General features: G+C 72.8%; 13 protein-coding genes and 1 pseudogene. 9 read left to right on the top strand and 5 right to left on the bottom strand.

Features of this window, described 5'->3' with window-relative positions; all coding sequences use genetic code 11:
• Nucleotides 1-333: 333 nt before the first annotated feature.
• From ureA to ACFVYI_RS09130, 4 genes and pseudogenes are all read right to left on the bottom strand, one after another.
• A pseudogene (ureA, locus tag ACFVYI_RS09115) lies at nucleotides 334-801 on the bottom strand (urease subunit gamma); the annotation flags it as partial.
• A gap of 103 nt (nucleotides 802-904) precedes the next feature.
• Nucleotides 905-2,131 (bottom strand): agmatine/peptidylarginine deiminase, encoded by a 1,227-nt coding sequence (locus ACFVYI_RS09120; RefSeq protein WP_387882582.1) that lies wholly within the window; start codon nucleotides 2,129-2,131, stop codon nucleotides 905-907.
• A gap of 98 nt (nucleotides 2,132-2,229) precedes the next feature.
• The gene (locus ACFVYI_RS09125) at nucleotides 2,230-3,399 is read right to left on the bottom strand and encodes an agmatine/peptidylarginine deiminase (RefSeq protein WP_387882583.1); all 1,170 of its coding nucleotides are present in this window, start codon (nucleotides 3,397-3,399) and stop codon (nucleotides 2,230-2,232) included.
• 368 nt (nucleotides 3,400-3,767) lie between these two features.
• Nucleotides 3,768-4,322 (bottom strand): TetR/AcrR family transcriptional regulator, encoded by a 555-nt coding sequence (locus tag ACFVYI_RS09130; protein ID WP_387882778.1) that lies wholly within the window; start codon nucleotides 4,320-4,322, stop codon nucleotides 3,768-3,770.
• 265 nt (nucleotides 4,323-4,587) lie between these two features.
• Here ACFVYI_RS09130 and ACFVYI_RS09135 point away from each other — a divergent pair, with 265 nt between their 5' ends.
• The 6 genes from ACFVYI_RS09135 (at nucleotide 4,588) to ACFVYI_RS09160 (ending at nucleotide 14,303) form a co-directional block, all read left to right on the top strand.
• Complete coding sequence (locus tag ACFVYI_RS09135; protein ID WP_387882585.1) at nucleotides 4,588-6,228, top strand: serine/threonine-protein kinase; 1,641 nt, start codon at nucleotides 4,588-4,590, stop codon at nucleotides 6,226-6,228.
• A gap of 211 nt (nucleotides 6,229-6,439) precedes the next feature.
• Nucleotides 6,440-7,420, top strand: coding sequence for an alpha/beta fold hydrolase (locus tag ACFVYI_RS09140; protein WP_387882587.1), 981 nt, complete (start codon nucleotides 6,440-6,442; stop codon nucleotides 7,418-7,420).
• On the top strand, nucleotides 7,417-9,522 hold the full coding sequence (locus ACFVYI_RS09145; RefSeq protein ID WP_387882588.1) for a hypothetical protein: 2,106 nt from the start codon (nucleotides 7,417-7,419) through the stop codon (nucleotides 9,520-9,522). The genes ACFVYI_RS09140 and ACFVYI_RS09145 overlap by 4 nt, the downstream gene beginning before the upstream one ends.
• Nucleotides 9,522-10,457, top strand: a complete 936-nt coding sequence (locus ACFVYI_RS09150) for an AAA family ATPase (RefSeq protein WP_387882589.1) — start codon at nucleotides 9,522-9,524, stop codon at nucleotides 10,455-10,457. The genes ACFVYI_RS09145 and ACFVYI_RS09150 overlap by 1 nt, the downstream gene beginning before the upstream one ends.
• On the top strand, nucleotides 10,450-13,641 hold the full coding sequence (locus tag ACFVYI_RS09155) for an SAV_2336 N-terminal domain-related protein (RefSeq protein ID WP_387882591.1): 3,192 nt from the start codon (nucleotides 10,450-10,452) through the stop codon (nucleotides 13,639-13,641). The genes ACFVYI_RS09150 and ACFVYI_RS09155 overlap by 8 nt, the downstream gene beginning before the upstream one ends.
• Nucleotides 13,642-13,943: 302 nt before the next feature.
• Nucleotides 13,944-14,303, top strand: a complete 360-nt coding sequence (locus ACFVYI_RS09160) for a hypothetical protein (protein WP_387882592.1) — start codon at nucleotides 13,944-13,946, stop codon at nucleotides 14,301-14,303.
• Between the two features lie 173 nt (nucleotides 14,304-14,476).
• On the opposite strand, the gene ACFVYI_RS09165 is transcribed toward ACFVYI_RS09160, so the two are convergent.
• The gene (locus ACFVYI_RS09165) at nucleotides 14,477-16,174 is read right to left on the bottom strand and encodes a histidine decarboxylase (protein ID WP_387882594.1); all 1,698 of its coding nucleotides are present in this window, start codon (nucleotides 16,172-16,174) and stop codon (nucleotides 14,477-14,479) included.
• 179 nt (nucleotides 16,175-16,353) lie between these two features.
• On the opposite strand from ACFVYI_RS09165, the gene ACFVYI_RS09170 reads away from it, so the two are divergent.
• From ACFVYI_RS09170 to ACFVYI_RS09180, 3 genes are all read left to right on the top strand, one after another.
• Complete coding sequence (locus tag ACFVYI_RS09170; RefSeq protein WP_387882595.1) at nucleotides 16,354-16,857, top strand: Lrp/AsnC family transcriptional regulator; 504 nt, start codon at nucleotides 16,354-16,356, stop codon at nucleotides 16,855-16,857.
• A 147-nt stretch (nucleotides 16,858-17,004) separates the two neighbouring features.
• On the top strand, nucleotides 17,005-18,060 hold the full coding sequence (locus tag ACFVYI_RS09175; protein WP_387882597.1) for a magnesium and cobalt transport protein CorA: 1,056 nt from the start codon (nucleotides 17,005-17,007) through the stop codon (nucleotides 18,058-18,060).
• 65 nt (nucleotides 18,061-18,125) lie between these two features.
• On the top strand, nucleotides 18,126-19,703 hold the full coding sequence (locus tag ACFVYI_RS09180; RefSeq protein WP_387882599.1) for a phytoene desaturase family protein: 1,578 nt from the start codon (nucleotides 18,126-18,128) through the stop codon (nucleotides 19,701-19,703).
• Nucleotides 19,704-19,710: the final 7 nt, after the last annotated feature.

Consider the following 19,710-nt stretch of genomic DNA (forward strand, 5'->3'; position numbering starts at 1 on the left):
CACCCCCGCCCCCCCCGCCCCCGCCCCCCCCCCCCCCCCCCCCCCGCCGGCCCGGGGCCGACTCACCCCCCCCCCCCCCGCTGGCGCCGCCACCCACCCGCGGGTGCCCCCCCGCCCGACGGCATCGTGCTGTCCGGCCCCGCCTCGCGGTCCGACCCCGGCGAACGCCGAAGCCTCCGAGCCCCGGGGGGCTCGGAGGCGGCGCCGCGTCCGGTCGCCGGACGTTCAGAGGAAGTAGAGCCGGTTCAGGGAGACCGAGTCGGCGGTTCGGAACAGAGCGGTTCGCCGTCGAGGGAGACCAGGCCGGCGTGCGCGTGCACGTCGACCCGCCCGATCCGGGCGTGGCGGAGCATGTCCGAAGTGGAAGTGCGAGGTGACCGAGACCGGCACCGCCGCCGTGTTGCGCACCGGCAGCCGCAGGACCGGTTCGGCCGGACGGTAGCCCGCGCCGTCACCGGCGAGCGCCGCCCCGGGAGCCTCGTGACCCATCGAGCCACCGGCCCGGAACGGGTCGTCGATGACGCAGAGCCGCGTCCCGTCCTCGAAGACGGCCTCCACTTGAAGGGTGGTCACCACGTCGGCCACGCCGGGCAGGACGTCCTCGGCGCTGAGCACGGAGCGTCCGGCCTCGATGGCCTCGGCGAGGCGCCGGCCGTCGCGGGGGGCCTCGCAGACGGTGTCCGCGATCAGCGCGTGCGCCTCGGGGATGTTCAGTTTCACGCCGCGGGCCCGGCGGGCGCGGGCCAGCTCGGCCGCTGTGAAGATCAGCAGCCGGTCCCGCTCGGTGGGGGTCAGTCGCATCATGCCTCGTCTGGAGTGGGAACAGGGCGTGCGGAACCGGCCCCGGGCAGGTCGGGGGCGCCGCTGCGCGGCCGGATCCACGGGTGGTGCCCAAAAGGGCCGATCAGCCCTCCGCCGGCCGGCCGGGCTGGTCGTGGGTGGAGCAGTGGATCCCACCGCCGCCGGAGGCGATGTTGTCGATCTTCACCGGGACGATGTCGCGACCGGGGAAGTGGTCGCGCAGGATCTGCTGGGCCCGGTCGTCGGCCTTGGCGTCGCCGAAGCGCGGCAGGAACAGCGACTTGTTGGCGACGTAGAAGTTGATGTACGAGGACACGAACGCCTCGCCGCGGCCGGTGATCCGGTCCGGGTCGGGCTGCGGCAGGTCAATCACCCGCAGCGGCTCGCCGTGGGCGTCGGTGGCGCCCTTGAGCACCTCGCGCGCCTGGGCGGCGGAGCGCGACCAGACGTCGGCGGGCGCACCGGGGAACGGCTGGTCCAGCAGGACGACCCCCGGGGCCGCGAACCGCACCAGGCAGTCCACGTGCGCGTCGGTGATGTCCCGGTCGCGCACGCCCGCGAACCAGATCACCTTGGTCACGCCCAGGGCCTTCTTGAGCTCGGCCTCGATCTCGTCCCGGCTCTTGCCCGGATTGCGACGCTCGTTGACCACCGAGCTCTCGGTGACCATCAGCGTCCCCCGACCGTCGGTCTCGAAGGAGCCCCCCTCCGCGACCACGGGCGTGCGGACCCGCTCGATCCCGTACTTGCCCAGGGCCGCCGCGGCCAGCGCGGTGTCGTTGCCGTGCTCCTTCTGCTTGTTGCCCCAGCCGCTGAAGTTGAAGTCCACGCCCTTGAGCGTGCCGCCGTCCTCGACGAACACCGGCACGGTGTCCCGGGCCCACAGGTCGTCGACGGGCAGCGGTACGACCTCGACGTCCTTGCCGCAGGCGTTCTGCGCCGCGTCCACCTGCGCGGGGCGGGCGAACATCACCACCGGCTCGTAGCCGCCGACGGCGCGGGCCAGTCGCGCGATGTCCGCACGGACGTCGGGGAGTTGCTCGGCCCAGATGCCGGTGGAGGCCGGCCAGGCCATGAACGTGCGGGTGTGGCTCTCCCACTCCGCGCCGAACCTGCGACCGAGCGTCGCCCCCGGAGTGCCCGGAGCCCCCGGAGCGCCCGTCGCGCCGGGCTCCGGCGGCCCGGAGGCGTCGGGCGTGGACGCGGCGTCCTCGCCGTCCTCGGACGAGGTGCAGGCGGCGGCCCCGAGGGCCAGCAGACCGGCACCGGCCGCGGCACGCAGCACCGTGCGGCGGGACGGGGAGAAGCGGGAGGGGGTGACGTCTGGCACGGAGCGCTCCGGCGGGAGAGGGGTGAGAGTGGTACGGGGCACGGCCCCGGCTTCGTCCTGGACGGCGGCCCGGCGCTCGCACCGGGCCGCGCGGACGCCTACGGCAGCGGCTGCTGCATCGTGGAGCAGTGGATGCCGCCGCCCCCGGCCATCAGGCGGTCGACGTCGAGCTGGACCACCTCCCGGCCGGGGAAGGCCGCCGCGAGCGTGCGCCGGGCGGCCTCGTCCTTCACCCGGTCGCCGAACTGGGTCGCGATCACGGCGCCGTTGACCACGTGGAAGTTGAGGTAGGAGTCGACGAACTTCGGGTCCTTCGACCGCACGGTGTCGGGTCCGTCCACCCGGATCACCTGGAGCCGGCGGCCCCTGGCGTCGGTGGCGCGGGAGAGGATGTCGAACTGCTGGCGGGCGTCACGGGCCCAGACGTCGTCGCGGTCCTCGGGCGGCAGTTGCACCAGCACGACGCCGGGTCGGACGAACCGGGAGGTGACGTCGATGTGGTCGTCGGTGATGTCCTTGCCCTTGATGCCGGGCACCCAGATCATCTTGTCCGCACCGTAGACGTGGAGCACCTCGCGCTCGATCTCCTCGCGGCTCATGCCCCGGTTGCGGTTCTTGTTGACCAGGCTGCTCTCGGTGGCCATCACGGTGCCGTCGCCGTCCGTCTCGACCGACCCGCCCTCGCCGACGAAGTCCGCCCGGCTGAACCGGAGCCGGGACCAGTCCGCGACGCAGCTCGCGACCTCGGCGTCGTACCGGTGGGTCTGCTTGTTGCCCCAGCCGTTGAAATTGAGACCGACGGCGTCGAGGCCTCCCCGGCCGTCGCGGCGGAACACCGGGGCGATGTCGCGCATCCAGAGGTCGTCGGTGTAGATCGAACCGATCACGTCCACGGCGGGCCCGCAGAAGGACCGGGCCTCCCGGACGCTGTAGTCGTCCGGGGCGCACACGACCACCGGCTCGTAGCCGGCGATCGTCCGGGCGATCAGCGCGATGTCCTGCTGGACACCCGCCAGCTGGCGACCCCAGACGGACTTCCGGGAGGGCCAGGACATCCACGTCCGGGCGTGCGGCACGTCGTCGCGCTCCACCCACCAGCGCGGAAGCGCGCCGCCGGCCGGGCTCGCGGACTGCGCGAAGGCGGGCGCCGCACCCGCGGCCACCCCGGTCGCCGCCAGCGCCGCGGCGCCCAGGACCGACCTGCGTGAGGACTCGGCCCCGAAGAGCCGGCCGAACACGGAACGGTTGTCGAGGTAGGGGTCGCTCATGCGGGTCTCCGAATCAAGTATGGCGCGCCGGCCGTACCGGGCCCGGGGCGGACGAGGCCCCCGGGGGGACGGCGTCCGCGTCACAGGTGGCCCGTCGGTACGGTGCGGTGGCCTCGTGCTGCGCCGCCCGCGATGGGTCCGTCACCCGCGGCCCTGCCGGGCAGGGCGGAGGGAACGGCCCGGTGTCACGGAGGCGTCGTGCGGTGCCGTGCCCTCACTCTCGCACTGACTGAAAATTCAGTCAAGAAGCTGGGGGTGGAGCCGCGGCCGCCGGACGCGGGGAGCAGCGGCCGGGCATCGAGCGCCCCGGAAAACGGCGGCGGGCCCCGGGAACCCCCGGAGCCCGCCGCCCGCTCACCCTGGCGCGCCTACCCGCCCAGGCGCTTCAGCTCACTGTCGATCGCGCCGGCCATCAGCTCGCGCGCGTGGGTCAGCGGCACGCTGCCACTGAGCCACCGGACGCTCAGCCCCTCCAGCAGCGCGGTCAGCCGCTCGGCGGACGCGGCCAGCGCCGCCGCCCCGCTCATCGGCCGGAGCTTGCCCAGCAGGTCGGCGATCTCCTGGACCCAGACCAGCGTGGCCCGGGCCAGGTCCTCCCGGAGATCGGGGTCGAACACGGCGCTGGCCCGCAGCTCCCCCCAGGCCGTGCTGTTCTCCCGCACCTGGGGGGTGTCCTGGAACTCCAGGAGCAGCGTCTGCTCCAGCTCGCCCCGGGCGTCCAGGGGCGGCGCCTGCGCGGACCGCTCGGTCGTGTAGCGCTCGGCGCGGTCGTTGATGAACTCCAGGGTCGCCCGGAGGATCCCGGTGCGGTCCTTGAAGTGGTAGTAGATCAGCGCGGTGGAAACGCCCGCCTCCGCTGCCAGCTCCTCCACGCGCAGCCCGCGGACGCCGCGCCGGGCGATGACCCGCGCGGCTGCTTCCATGATCAGGGTTCGACGGTCAGCCACAAGCGATCACCCTACCCGCAGAGCCCCGCCCCGGGTGTACGCACCCGGTCCTGACTGAAATTACAGTCCGGGGTATGATCCGGTCCGTTCCGGAACATCCGTGCGGGGTGGCGGCGGCGACGAGGCGGAGCCTCGGAGCCGGCAGGCGCCGCCGCGCCCGGATCCGCCGCCCGTCCGGGCCGTCCGCCACGGGTGGGCCGGGCCCGCGCCGCCACCCTCACTCGATCCGCTGGGAGCCAGCATGTCCGCAGAGCCCTTCGGCGCCCCGTCGCCCACGGCGTTCCAGGCGCTGTCCCCGGACGACCCCCGCGAGGTCGGCGGCTACCGCCTCTGCGCGCGGCTGGGCGCGGGCGGCATGGGCCGCGTCTACCTCGCGTACACCCCAGGGGGGCGGCCGGTCGCGCTCAAGGTCGTCCGGCCCGAGCTCGCCGAGGACCCGGAGTTCCGGCACCGCTTCACCCAGGAGGTGGCCAGCGCCCGGCGCATCCACGGCCTCTACACCGCCCAGGTGGTCGATGCGGGCACCGACGCCGCCGCCCCCTGGCTGGCCACCACCTTCGTCCCCGGCCCCTCCCTCCACCAGGTCGTCCACCAGCACGGTCCGCTGCCCGAGCGAACCGTCCTGCTGCTCCTGGCCGGCATCGCCGAGGCCCTGCAGGTGATCCACGCCGCGGGCGTCGTCCACCGCGACCTCAAGCCCGGCAACGTCCTGATCGCCGCCGACGGCCCCCGCGTCATCGACTTCGGCATCGCCCGGGCCGCCGACGCCAGCCCGCTCACCGGCACCGGCCTGCGCATCGGCTCGCCGGGCTTCATGGCCCCCGAGCAGGTCCTCGGGCAGCCCGCCACCCCGGCCACCGACGTCTTCGCCCTGGGCGCCCTGATCGCCTACGTCGGGTCCGGCACCCCGCCCTTCGGCGACGGCCCCGAGCCGGCCTCGCTCTACCGGGCGGTGCACGAGGAGCCCGACCTCTCCCGGCTGCCGTCCGGACTGCACGAAGCGGTCCGGCTCTGCCTGGCCAAGGACCCCGAACACCGGCCGGGCACCGGTCAGTTGATCGAGCTCGCCCGCCGCCACCCCGCCACCGGCGGTGAGCTCCGCCTCGCCGACGACTGGCTGCCCCGGCAGGTCAGCACCGAGCTGCGCCGCCACACCGAGCTGCCGACCACTCCTCCCCCGCCCGCCACCACCGCCCTCGACCCGGCCGACGCCCCGACCGCCCTGGTCCTCCCCGCCCCGCCGGCCACCCGGCTGCAGCCGGCCCCCACCGGACGCGCCGCCGCGACCACCGCCCGCCGCGGCGCCCGCACCGCGCTGCTGACCACCGCCGCCCTCCTCGTCGGCGCCGCCGCGGCGTTCCTCCTGCTCGATCCCGAGTACTTCGACGACCTGGACGACCAGAACGTCGCCGCCACCGGCAGCGTCCCGCCGTCCTCGCCGACCTCCCCGGCCGCCCCGCCTGCTCCCGTCGCCCCCACCACTGCCCCGCAGCCGACCACGATCCCCGGCTTCACCGCCGTCTACACCGACCTCACCCTCACCTCCCCCGACCACTCCTACGAGTTCGACCTCAAGGCCGGGAAGGTCGCCGCCCAGGACACCTCCACCTGGTACCTGGGCCGCCACGCCGGCGAGTTCTACCTCCCGGAGGACAGCGACGCCTACGTCGCCCCGACCGACCGGCTCACCCTCCCCGACTGCGTCAGGGGCATCGAGACCCAGCCGGCCGCCGCCCTGCCGTTCACCGCGCTGCGCCCCGATCGCAGCTTCTGCGTCCGCGCCCGGGGCGGCCGGGACGTCGCCGTCGTCCGCGCTCTCGCCACCGGCCCGGACGACGGCCCGGTCAAGGTCTCCATCACCTACTACCGGCGCTCCGCCTGAGCACGAGCGGACCGGCGGGCAACCATCGACACTCCGGGAGGTGCCAGTGTCGGAGCCCTTCGGACAGGACATTGCCTCGTCGGTTCCTCACAGAACCCGTGCTGTTGGTACGGTTCTTTTCCGCCGTCTCCGGTACGCAGGGGCAGCGCTGCGCGCGGACGGGGCAGTCGGTGCCGGTGGGTGACGCGTTGGTGGAGCGGGGGAATGGACCATGGCGATCGAGCGTGTGAAGCCGAAGCTGGTCTTTGTGCACGGCATCGGCGGCCGGCGCGACGCGCAGGCGGAACTCACCGACTGGAAGCGTGCGTTGGCCGAGGGCGCGCGGGAGTCCGGGTACGCCTCGGAGATCTCCGCGTTGACCGCGGACTGGTCAGCCGACTGCTCGTTCGCCTACTACGGGGACCTGTTCGCCTCGGACCGACAGCCCCAGGGGTCGGCCGGAGCGGAGGGGTTGGACGGGGATCAGGCGGAGATCGTTCTCGGCCTGCTCGAGGAGTTCCTCAGCGAGCTGGCGGTCCTGCCCGCACACCGCGACAACCGGCGCCTGGCCCGGATCCGTGCTCAGGTGCGGCCGGACGGCGAGGCACAGGGCATCGGCAATGCCGGCCGGCACCTCAGCAGCTTGCTCGCCGCTGTCGCATCCGTCCCCGGGCTGAGCTGGGGTGCCCGGAAGCTGAGCCAGCGCGAACTCCTCGGGATCCTCTCCCAGCCGGGCCGCTACCTGCGACGGGCCGAGTCGGACGAGTCCGGCAGAACGCTGGACCAGCGGATTCGTGAGCGGGTGCTCGACTGTCTCGATCCGGGAAGGCCCACGATCGTGGTGGCCCATTCACTGGGCACCGTCGTGGCGCTGGAGGCGCTCGCCGAATATCGGGGCCCGGTCGAGCTGTTCGTCACGGTCGGCTCGCCGATCGCCATGCGAGGCTTCATTTGGCCTCTGCTGCGCCCCCGTCCCCCTGCCACTCCCGAGTCGGTCGCCGCCTGGCTCGACTTCCGGGACGGTGACGACGTCATCGTGCCGAAGCGCAGGCTGGCCGACGTCGTCGCGCCCAACACCGCGGGTGTGCAGCCGGTTCCCGATCGGCTGGAGTCGGCCTTGTTCTGGTCCCACAACGCGACGACCTACCTGAGGCGCCAAGAGATCGCGAAGCCCGTGATGGAGACGCTGACAGCCTGGACCGCGCGGTCATGAGCGAGGCGTGGCAGCCCCCGGCCCGCCATGTCCTGCTGATAGCCACCCAGTCGGACGCGGCGGGGGAAAAGCTGCCGCAGCTGGAGTCGGCAGCCGACGATCTGTTCAGGGCACTCACCGACCAGGCGATCGGGGGCTGCCTGCCCAGCCCCGCGGCCGAAGCCACCCGCCTTCGGTCGGGATCGGTAGGCCGACGCGAGATCGACGAGGCCGTCCGCGCAGCCGTCCGCGCGGCCGGCCAGGCCGGGGCGACGCTCGTCCTCGCCTTCCTGGGGCACGGCCAGACGCCCTCGAACGGGGCGCGGCTCTGGTACATGGCCGCGGACAGCGAGGCCGACGAGGCCGACAGTTCCGTCGACGTGCCGGCCCTGCTCGAGATCGCGGCAGACTGCAAGGGGGTGGCCGGAGTCATCGCGGTGATCGACACCTGCCACGCCGAAGCCGCGATGCCGGACATCAGCGCGCTGATCGGGGGCTTCAACGCCGGAGGCAAGCGAATCGCCGTGCTGGCAGCGTGCGGCGCCCGACAGGAGGCGTACGGCCTGAGTTTCACCCGGGAGCTCGTCGCCACACTGACCCAGGGCATTCCGGGGGAGGGCGAGTTCCTGCGCACCGGAGTGGTGAAACTGCCAGTAGCAGGGAGGCTGAAACAGCAGAACGTCAAGGCGTTCGAGTTCGACGGGGACTCCGACGCCGACGGACCGCTGTGGCTCGCGCTGAACAGGCAGCGCCCCGCATGGCGGCCGAGCACGGCCATCGGCCGGATCGGCACCGACGACCTCGCCGACGCCCTCCGGAGTTGGCCTGACGCCCCGGCCGCACCGGCCGTCTGGACACGTCAGGGCCTGGTCGAGCTGGCCGCACAGGCCGCCGGCTCCGGCTCGGGGTGGGCTGTTGACGTCGCTGCGGGCGTGGTCGCTGCCATGGACACTGGCCGCCTCATTCTCGAGTCGGCCGGTCCTGCCTTGAACACGCCGCTACTCCGCCGCCTGGCCGCCGACTTCAACCGCCAATGGGCCGACCGCCTTCCCCGGCCGGTCCGACCGCCCGCACCGCTCGCTGGCCGACCACTGCTCCAACACCTCCTCGAACACGCCGCCCTACGAACCTCGATGGCGGATAGTCAGCAGTCCGCACACCTCGCGCTGGCCTGGTATGTGGTCGCAGCGGCGGAGGCGTGCGGATTCGACCCGTCGGATTCCAGGGTGAGGCACTGGGCCGAGCAGACCGGCGCCGAGATCGCGCTGAACGACGCCCGCGCGATGCACGACGAAAACCGTTCGCACGGGCGGGCGCTCCGGCTGGTGGTCAGCCTGCACGCCGCCCGGGTCGACTGGCCTGACTCTCTCTCCGCCTGCCTGCGTAACGGGCCCGACTGCGTCCACCACCAGCACTTCCCCTGCGTGCCGGACCGGCACGGTGTGGAGAAGGCACTGCCCGAGGTGGTCGCCTGGGCCGAGGACCGGCTCCCCGGGGAGGCCCAGTTGACACACGTCGACATAGTCGTTCCCGCGCCCGTCCTGCTCGACTGGCATCCCGAACAGACCATGGTCGGCATGTTCGTCCTGGGCGCCAGTCGCACCGTGACCCTCCGCTGGGCCGGACGGCTCGTAGTGCCGGGCTACATCCGCGGCATGAACGAACACGCCCGTACCCTGCTGGAGAAGATGGACACGGCCTCCCTCGACCAGGGCGCACCGGTCGACTGGGTGGACCTGGCCGGCACCGGTACGCCGCAACTGCTGCGCGCCTTGCAGAGGGGCGCGTACCAGCGGGCGATCGGGATCGGCCACCACCCACCCCACCTTCAGGATCTCGTCACGACGTTGCTGCCGTACACCCCGATCCTGTTCTGGCCGAGCGCGGACGCCGACCTCTCCCGCACCGAGTGGCCCTGCCTGGCCCATCTCTGGGAGACCCTGCCCGACGGCTTCAGCGACGCCTACCGCCGTCGCTGGCACGGCCCCGGCGACCGGGACCCGGCGACCGATGGACACCTCGACGACCTGGCCGACGTCCGCTCGGCGTGGCACGACCGCGATTGGCTCGACTTCTGCAGCCACTACACGCAGCACCCCTCCCCCGCCCCGAGGAGCACCTGATGTCCTGGAACAACTACTACCGAGGCGACGGCGAGCCACGGGACGTCGAACTCGCGCCTCCGCCGCCGTGGCGCGGCTTTACCCGGAACGACGCCCACAAGGCGTTCCTTCCGCCGGAGGGACTCACCGACGCCGTCAACGCCGCCCTCTACCTGCACCGACCGTTGCTGATCACCGGCAACACCGGCACGGGAAAGTCGACTGTCATCGAGCAGGTCGCGGCCGAACTGAAGCTGGGCCCGGCCCTGCGGTGGCACATCACCTCGCGCAGCACCCTGCCGGAGGCCCTGTGCCGGTACGACGCGCTCGGGCACATCCACGCGCTCCGGCTCCAACAGGGGCGCTCGGAGGAACCCGCGGACATCGCGCCCTTTCTCCAACTCGGCCCGCTGGGCACCGCGCTGCTTCCCGGGCACCGGCCTCGGGCACTCCTCATCGATGAGATCGACAAGAGCGACATCGACCTGCCCGCCGACCTCCTCGATGTTCTGGAGAGCGGGCGGTTCGAAATCCATGAACTCGCACGGCACTCGACCCGGGAGGTCGCCGTCCGAAAGTGGGACGCGAAGGCCACCCACATCGTCGTGGACGGCTTGGTGCAGTGCACGACATTCCCGTTCATCGTGATGACCAGCAACGGCGAGCGGGACTTCCCCGCGCCGTTCCTGCGCCGCTGCATCCGCTTCGACATGCCGACTCCCACGGAGGAGACACTGTGCCGGGCCGTCGAGTCCCATCTGGGGCTCCGTCGCGACGAGTTGGGTGAAGCAGCCACGCTCGTCAGCGCCTTCGCCGAGCGGGTCGCCCGCGGGGACAGCCTGGCGGTGGACCAACTCCTGAACGCCGTCCGGCTGGTCACCGACGCGGACGCACCCACCGGGGCCCTGCGAAACCGGCTACTGGACCTGATGCTGCGGGACCTTTCCGGTGGGTGACGGCGCCATCGGCCTGGTCACGGCCCTCAGCCGGATCCTGCCTCCGGACACGGACGCCGCCACGGTGGCGGACGCGCTCTGGCTCGCCGCGAACTCGGGCGCGGACACGAGTGACGGCGGCGAGCCGGTGAGCTTGCCGTTGCCATCCGCCCCGGCAGGTCCGCCGGAGGGGACGCGCCCGAGCACGGCCGTTCCTGCGCCGGACACCCTGCCGAACCCCTCGCCCGAGGCCGTCCCCGGCGTGCCGCTGTACGAGAGCCTGCCTGCGGGACCCTCAGCGCCAGGCCGCCCGGTGCGGGTGGCTGCCGGCCGGGCGCTGCCACACGCCCTTGAACTCGGGCGTGCGCTGCGCCCGTTCAAGCGCCGCCACCCGCGCGGCGTGCGGCGGGCACTGGACCTGGAGGCGACCGTGCGCGAATACGCCCGGGGCGGCGAGCTCGCGCCCGTCCTCGGTCCCGCACCGGAGCCGTGGTTCGAGGTCGTCGTCCTGGTCGACACGCATCCGACCATGGAGGTGTGGCGGGAGACCATCGAGGAGTTCGCCACCCTGCTGGCGAGCATCGGCGTGTTCCGCCGGGTCCTGTCGCTGCGGCTCACCGTCGACGGCGAGCCGCCGATCACGGATGACCGCAGCCGCGCCGTCCCCCGTGGCCGGGTGACCGCGCCGGGCGGGCGGCGGCTGATCCTCGTCCTCTCCGACTGCGCGGCCCCCGGCTGGCGCCGGCCGGAATCCTGGCAGTTGTTGCGTGCCTGGGGCGCCAGCACACCGGTGGTACTGCTCAACCCGCTGCCCAGCAGGCTATGGAGCGCCACGGGCCTCGACCTGCCGACCGTCCGGGTACAGAACCGCAAGCCGTCGGCCCACAACACAGAACTCTCCTACGACGTACCGCTGATGGTGAGCGCCCTCTTCGGCACCGACCCCGGCTGGATGCCGCTGCCGACCCTCGCCCTCACCCCACACTCACTCCACCGTTGGGCCAACGGCGTGATGCGCGGCGCACCGGCGGGCTACGATGCCGCGCTCGTCCCCGCGTCGGGCGTCCTCGACTCCCCCTTCGCCGCTCATGCCGAGCCTGCCCCCGATGCCTCGCGGCGCACGGCGGCCTTCCTGCACACCGCTTCCCCCGCAGCGAGGCAACTGGCGGCCCTGTGCAGCCCGTTCACCCGTCTCAGCCTCCCGCTGCTCCAGCTCGTCCGCCAGACAGCGGTGCCGGAGGCCACCGTCGGTGACATCGCCGAGCTGCTCACGAGCGGCCTTCTTGACATCCAGGTCGTGGAGAACGCCCCGGCCATCCTCACCTTCCACGAGGCCACCCGCACCCGACTGTCCCGCCTGGTCACCCGTCACGACGCCTGGACGGTCCAGACCGCCCTGACCCGCCACATCAACTCGCACCGTCCCCAGGCAGGCCGCGGGCTTGCGGCCGTCGCGGTGGAGGACCCGGCCCTCCTCCCGCCTGACATCCAGCCGTTCGCGGTGGCTTCGGACGAGCTGCTGGCGGTGCTCGACGGAGGCCGACGGGAAGCCCGGGCAGCCACGCCCGAGCCGGCGTGGCTGCCCGAGGAGCCGGCGGAGGCCGAGTTCGCCGAGCCCGAGTTCCCCGACCCGGCCAGAAGCGCGGCACTGCTCATCGGAGTGTCCGGGTATCGGGAGCTGCGAACGCCCCCCGGTGTCGAACAGGCGCTGGAGGACATGCGGTCCATTCTGACCTCGTCGAACAGTTGGAACCTCAGCGCCGACCGCTGCCAGATCCTGCTCGACCCGAGCTCACCCGAGATGCTGCTCAACGCTCTCCGGGCCGCCTGCGACCGAGCCGATGACACCATTCTGGTGTACTTCGCCGGGCACGGTGTCACGAGTGGGGCTCGCGGCACCGACAGTCTCCTGGCGCTGGACGACAACGAGGGGCTTCTGCTCTCCCGGCTGGGCGCGGTTCTCGCCCGAAAGCCGGCCGACCGCGTGGTGCTGCTGATGGACCTGTGCGGCAGCAGCAGAGCCGGGGCGCATCTCGGTTACGGCAGCCCGGACTCGGACTTCTACGCGTTGTCCACCCACGACGTGAACGCCACGGGACCCACGCTTCTGCTCGCCGATCACCTCGTCGGCCTACTGCAGATGGGACTACCGGGTGCACCGGAGCTACTGGACTTCCCTACCGTCGCCGCCGGCGTGCACCGGGACGCGGCCAGCGGGATGCGAGCCGGCTCAGGCACGGCAAGGCGCCCGCTCGCGATGCTCCGCAACCGGAGAGCGCCAAGCTATGTCGAGCCCCACCTCCGCGACGTCTTCGCCAAGGTGTGCCACGCCGTGCGCGGCCAGTTGGTGGCCAGGTATCCCATGCGGTTCTACAACGATATCCACCGCATCCTCCTGGCGCTGCTCACGCTCACCAGCAACCACGTCGTCACGCTGACCGAGAAGCGGCAATCGGCGATGGTGGAGCGCTCGGTCGAAGACCTCCTCACCCGCAATCTGGAACCCGAACTCGTCGTCCGTCGGGCGAAATCCGACGTGCCGTCGCTTTACGTCCAGGAGGCTGGCGGTGGCTTCCGTATTCCCGTGGACGTTCGCACCGTGAGTCGTCGCGGGCTTGGCCCAGTGGACGCGATCATGATCAGCAGCGGGAGCGAGCCTCTCAGGGTCACTGTCGTGCTCGACCGATCCGACGGTATGCGGGACTCCGAGCTGTTCAACATCTCGCCCGATGTCGGCGTGACCACCGTCCACGGCGCCGGCCGGACGTCAGCGGTCGTCGTCCTGCGGATCCCGGTTCACGGCCCTGAGCCGTCGACGGCGCGGACACTCGACGAAGCGCTGCGCGAAGCCGTGGTCAGCGCCTGCGAGGATCTGCACGGCGACGTCGTAGAGCTGGGCCTCGAACCGGACGCGCCCGAGCTGTCGGGTGTGTCCGACGCCACGATCGAGCACCTGGAGCCCGACCTCCTGACGGTGGAGTGGCACCTGGTGGAGACCCTCGAATCCGGGCTCACTCTGGGCGAGGTCCGGGTGGATGCGGATATCGTCCTCAGTTCGTTCGTGACCCCCGTTGAGGCCCCCGAATGGATCGACGAACACCCCGCCGAGCTGTCCGCGAGGATCCGGGTGGAGCTCATCTTCCACGCCCAGGTCGACGGGCCCGACTTCCACGTGTCGCTGGAATACGCAGGCATGGAGGTCTGAGCCCTTCCGGACCGGAAGCCGCACAGCTTTCAGACGATCCCGGCCAGGATCGGGCCGTCCCGGCCAGGTCGAGGACGGGCGGCCGGAGGTGCCGGCGAAGCAGGCGGGTCGGCGGTCCCCTGAACACCCTGTCACCATGACGGACCGCTCCGAGAGGGCCGCCCCCGGGGCAGGACGGGTACCCGGCGTCACCCTCACAGCGCTGTCCGGCCTCGCCGCCGGACCCGGCCCGGCACCTCTGACCTGTCACGCCCCGTAACGGTCTACTGGGAGGGAGCAGGGCAGCGAACGGAGGCCCGACGATGGAGTGTCCGCACCCGTCCGGGACCCGCACGGAGGTCCGCCGGCACTACGCAGCCGCCGGGGCGGAGGTGGCCCGGCTGATACGAGCCGCTCCCGAGGACCAGTGGTCGGCGGCCACCCCCCGGCGTGATGCGCCGCGCCGCGAAGGCCCGGCAGCGCCTCCCTGGCCCCGTCGGCTCACCGGGGACGGACCGGACCAACAGCAGCGCGACGTCGTCGGTGCGGTGCTCCGACTGCCCGGCCTGGCCGATCAGCGCATCGGCCAGCCGGTCCGGCGGTTCGCGGCCGTGCCGGGCCAGCGTGTCGACGAGGCCGGCCATCGCCTGGTCGAGGTCGGTGCCGGACCTGTCGACGCGTGACGGACGCACCTGAAGGCATGAGGAGACCGTGTCGGTCAGCCGGGCCTGCGGAGGCCGGACGGCGGTCGCGGCCGTCGGCCGTCGGCCGTCGGGAATCGGCGGAGCCATGCGCAGCGGACGGCCGGTGGCGGTCAGCGGCCCGTCACGGACAGCGACCGACGACGGTCGGGGGCCTACGCGCGAATGACGGGATCCCGGGCGAGGTCGGCCAGCAGGGCGTCCAGCTTCGTCCGGTCGACCGACGGCATCACGAAGACGTGCGCGTAGCTGCGGCGGGTGGACTCGTCGCCCGGGACCATCAGCACGTCCTGGGCGGACAACGACCACTTCGCGACCAGGTCGGGGCCGGGCTTGCGGAAGCGCACGGTGACGGCGCCCGGGGTGCGGGCCGGCCAGAGCTCGACGCCCGTCTCCTGCTCCATGGCCCGCAGCCGCCCTTCCAGGTAGCCGGCCAGCTCCTGGGCGTCGCGGATCCGGTCCACCTGGTCCTGGTAGGAGTGCCGGGACAGGTGGTCCCAGAGGACCAGCGGGGAGAACCCGTTCCTGGAGCCCGCGAAGGTGGTGTCCGGCGCGCCGATGTACTCCGGCTGGGACGGCGGCGATATCTGGTACTTGACCTTCGTCATGTAGATGCCGCAGGGCCACGGCGCACCGGGCCACTTGTGGCCGCTCATGGCGATCGAGGAGACCATGTCGACGTCGCCGAACTCCGCGGTGGGCAGCGTGAGGCCGAAGTCGAAGGCGGGCAGCTCCACTTCGGGGGTCCAGCCGTACGCCGCCGGGTCCTGGGAGGCCATCCGCAGGAACGGCGCGTAGCCGGCGCCGAGGGCCCCGTCCACGTGGATCCAGAAGCCCCTGCGCAGGTCCACCAGCGGCTCGCCGGTCCGCGGGTCGGTGCCGTGGGCCACCTGGCGTCGGACCAGACCGTACCGCTCGAAGATCGGCAGCAGGCGTTCGCAGACCCCCCGGACGTCGTCGTGGGCGCCCTTGAAGGTGCTGCCGAGGTTGAGGTTGACGAAGACCGGGTGCCCGTTCGCGGCGAAGAACTCGACCAGCACCGCGAGGGCGTCGATGTCGATCTCGCCCGGACCGTCCCAGGAGTGGCCCGAGGGGCCGGGGCCGGAGGGCACCTCGGTGGGCCACGTGCGGCGTCCCGTGGCGGGGTCGACCAGCGGGCACTCGTCGGGGTACAGCTCCAGACCGACCGCGTGGAAGGTCTCGACGCCCAGCACCCGCACGGCCTTGGCGAAGGAGTAGTGGGTGTCCTCGGAGTAGAACGCCACCGGGCGGTGGGCGTTGGGGTTGTCCCGCTCGGGCGCGGCCCGGACGTACCGCAGGGCGTCGAACGGGGCCGCGGGCGGCTGGATCAGCGCCTTGCCGCTCAGGTAGTCCCGGGCGTTCCAGAGCGCGTACATGTTGCCCTCGGTCGAGCCCATGGAGAGCATGTAGCCCCAGTACGACTCGGGGTCGGCGGGGTCGTGCGGCCGCTCGGCGTTCCACAGGGCCGCGTAGTAGTCGAGCACCGCGCGCTCGACGACCTTGGTGTTCGGCTTGTAGCCGCCGCTCTGGAACGGGTCGCCGAGGTTGTTGATGTTGTTCGGCATGAACCGGGCCAGGTCCAGCGCGCAGCCCTGCATGTCCTGGGTGGCCTGGTAGCCGACCAGGTGCTCGCGCTTCCGCGACAGGTACTCGTCCACCGTGTCCAGGGCGCGCAGGCGCCGGTCGTCGTCCAGGCCGCCGGCGGGGAGCTCGAAGTCCCGGGCGTCCAGCTCCGCGCCCGGGTCGACGGCCGTCCCGGCGGCGGGTTCGGCGGTCCCGGCGGCGAAGGCGGCGGGGGTGTCGGCGGTGGCGAAGGCGGCGGTCGGGCTCATGGGAACGGCACTCCGGGGTCGGTGCGGACCGGTCCCGGGCGGGGAGCGGCAGCGGGGCGTTCGCCGCCCGCGGCCAGGATGGAACTTCCCGGAGCCCGGCGGAAGATCTCCCGCACAAGATTCGGTACCGCCTCGCGATCTCTTGCGAATCGACGGAATCAGCTGGAATCCTGCCCGGCATGCCGAACAATCCGCAGGCCCGCAGGACGCCCGTCGACGACGTGGACCGGGCGATCCTGCGCACCCTGGCCGACAACGCCCGGATGCCGAACAACGCGCTCGCCGAGACGGTGGGCATCGCCCCCTCCACCTGCCTGGCCCGGGTGCGCGCACTGCAGGAGCGCGGCATCATCCGCGGGTTCCGGGCGGATGTCGACCCCGCCGCGATCGGCCTGCCGCTGCAGGCGATGATCTCCGTCCGGCTCCGGGCCCACACCCGCGAGCAGAACGAGAGCTTCCGCGGCACCGCCCCCGATCTGCCCGGCGTCCTGGCGGTGTTCCACATGGCGGGCTCCGACGACTACCTGCTCCACGTCGGCGTCGCCGGCCCCGAGGGGCTGCGCGACTTCGTCGTGGACCACCTCACCACCCACCCGGCGGTGGCCCAGACCCGGACCAACCTGATCTTCGAGCAGATAGCCGGGCGCCATTACCCGGGCGACCCGCTCCCCGCGGCCACCTGAGCCGCGCGCGGGCCGCCGCGCTCCCGGGCCCGCGGAGCGGCTCCGGCCGAATCGGAGGAGCATCTAGTGCTGTGGGGCGACTGCGGCGTGCTGCGCCGCCGGTGCGGCGACACACGGCGCGGTCGGCCGCGCACGAGGAGGAAGGCCATGATCGTCGACTGCGCGCACTACCGCGAGGGACGCCGACAGCACGAGGGGCCGATGCCGCTGGAGGAGGCGGCCGCGCGCTGCGCGCAGGGCGGCTTCGTCTGGCTGGGCCTGTTCGAACCGGGCCCCGAGGAGCTGGCCAGGGTGCGCGAGAGCTTCGGCCTGCACGAACTCGCCGTCGAGGACGCCCAGGCCTTCCACCTGCGGCCGAAGGCCGAGCAGTACGAGGACGGCACCGAGCTGATCATCCTGCGCACCGCACGCTACGACGACGAACGCGAGGAGATCGACACCGGCGAGATCAGTGTCTTCCTCGCCGAACACTTCGTGATCACCGTGCGGCAGGGCATCGCCAGTGAGCTGGCCGGAGCCCGCAGCCGGCTCGAACGCCGCCCGGAACTGCTGCGGACCGGCAGCGCCTCGACCCTGTGGGCGATCTTCGACCAGGTGGTCGACAGCTACGCGCCCGTCGTCAACGAACTCGACCGCGACATCGAGCAGATCGAGGCGACCGTGTTCTCCGGCACGGTCGCCCCGACCGAGCGGATCTACTTCCTGCGCCGGGAGGCCACCGACTTCTACCGCGCCGTCCACCCGCTGCTCGCCGTGCTCGCCCGGCGGCTGCGGCCCAGCAGGTCGGCGACCGAGCTGTTGCCGTACTTCCGCGACGTGCACGACCACCTCCTGCTGGTCAACGAGGAGGTCGCCGCCCAGCGCGACCTGCTGGCCACCGTCCTGGAGGCGAACATCGCCGTGATCTCCGTGGAGCAGAACAGGATCAACCTGCGGCAGACCGCCACGATGGAACGGCTCACGATCGTCGCGACCGTGTTCCTCCCGCTGTCCTTCGTGGTCGGCTTCTTCGGGCAGAACTTCGCGTGGCTGGTCCGGCAGGTCGACAGCCTCACGGCGTTCGTCGCCCTCGGCCTCGGCGGCCTGCTGCTGCCGTGCCTGCTGCTGTACGTCTGGCTGCGCCGGCAGCGCGACCACCCGACCCCACCGGTGCCGGCGGTGAACAACGCCGTCCACCACTCGCCGAGATCCCCCGGGAGGTAGGGCCGCCGCGAGCAGGTGGCGCGCGGACTGTTCCCCGGCCCCGCGCCGTGGCGTAGCGTGGCCGCGTGAACGCGGAGTCGTCCTCCCGGCACGACGTCGTGATCGTCGGTGGCGGGCACAACGGTCTGGTGGCGGCGGCGTACCTCGCGCGGGCCGGACAGCGGGTGCTGGTCCTCGAACGGCTGCCGCAGGTGGGCGGGGCGGCGGTGTCGGCCCAGGCGTTCGCGGGGGTGGACGCCCGGCTGTCGCGCTACTCGTACCTGGTGAGCCTGTTGCCGCGCAAGATCGTGCGGGACCTCGGGCTCCGACTGGACCTGCGGCGGCGCCGGATCGCCTCGTACACCCCCACCGTCCGCGACGGGCGGCCCACCGGGCTGCTGGTGGACGCGTCCGACCCGGGCCGGACCCGGGAGTCGTTCCGGGCGCTGACCGGCGCCGAGCGGGAGTGGCAGGCCTGGCAGGACTTCTACGGCGCGACCGGGCGGATCGCCGAGCGGGTGTTCCCGACGCTCACCGGGCCCCTGCCCACCCGGGCCGAGCTGCGCCGCGGGGTCGCGGACGACGCCGCCTGGGAGTCGTTCTTCGAACGGCCCCTGGGCGAGACGATCGAGCGGACCTTCGCCGACGACCTGGTGCGCGGCGTGGTGCTGACGGACGCGCTGATCGGCACCTTCACCCACGCCCACGACCCCTCGCTGCGGCAGAACCGCTGCTTCCTGTACCACGTGATCGGCAACGGGACGGGCGACTGGGACGTCCCGGTCGGCGGGATGGGCGCGGTGACGGGCGCGCTGGCCGACGCGGCGCTGCGGGCCGGTGCGCAGCTCCGGACCGGCTGCGAGGTCACCGCCGTCGCCACCGACGGCACCGGTGACGCCGAGGTGTCCTACCGTCATCGGGGCGGGGAGGGGACCGCGACGGCCCGCAAGGTGCTGGTGAACGCCGCGCCGGCGGTGCTGGCCCGGCTGCTGGGCGAGGATCCCGGACCCGCGCCGGAGGGCGCCCAGCTGAAGGTCAACATGGTGCTGCGCCGGCTGCCACGCCTGCGGGACACCGCCGTGGATCCACGGGAGGCCTTCGCGGGGACCTTCCACATCGCCGAGGGCTACCGGCAGTTGGAGACGGCCTACGCCGAGGCGCGGGCGGGCCGGATGCCCACGGCGCCTCCGTCGGAGATCTACTGCCACACCCTCACCGACCCGTCGATCCTGGGGCCCGGGGCGCTCCGGCAGGGCCTTCAGACCCTGACCCTGTTCGGCCTGCACATGCCCGCACGGCTGTTCACCGACCCGGCCGCCAAGGAGCGCGCGCTGGCGTCGAGCCTGGCGCGGCTCGACGGGGTGCTGGCCGAGCCGATCGCCGACTGCCTGGCGACGGACGCCACCGGGCGCCCCTGCGTGGAGGCCAGGACGCCGCCGGACCTGGAGCGGGAGGTCGGCCTGCCGGGCGGTCACATCTTCCACCGGGACCTCTCGTTCCCCTTCGTCGACGAGGAGCCGGACGGCGCCGCCGCCCGCTGGGGCGTGGCGACGGCGCACCCGAACGTGCTGCTGTGCGGTGCGGGGGCGATCCGCGGCGGCGGCGTCAGCGGGATCCCGGGGCACAACGCGGCGCAGGCCGTGCTGGAGGCCGGGGGCCGGTAGCCGGATG

The sequence above is a fragment of the Kitasatospora sp. NPDC058218 genome, assembly GCF_042882445.1.
Classification (GTDB): domain Bacteria; phylum Actinomycetota; class Actinomycetes; order Streptomycetales; family Streptomycetaceae; genus Kitasatospora.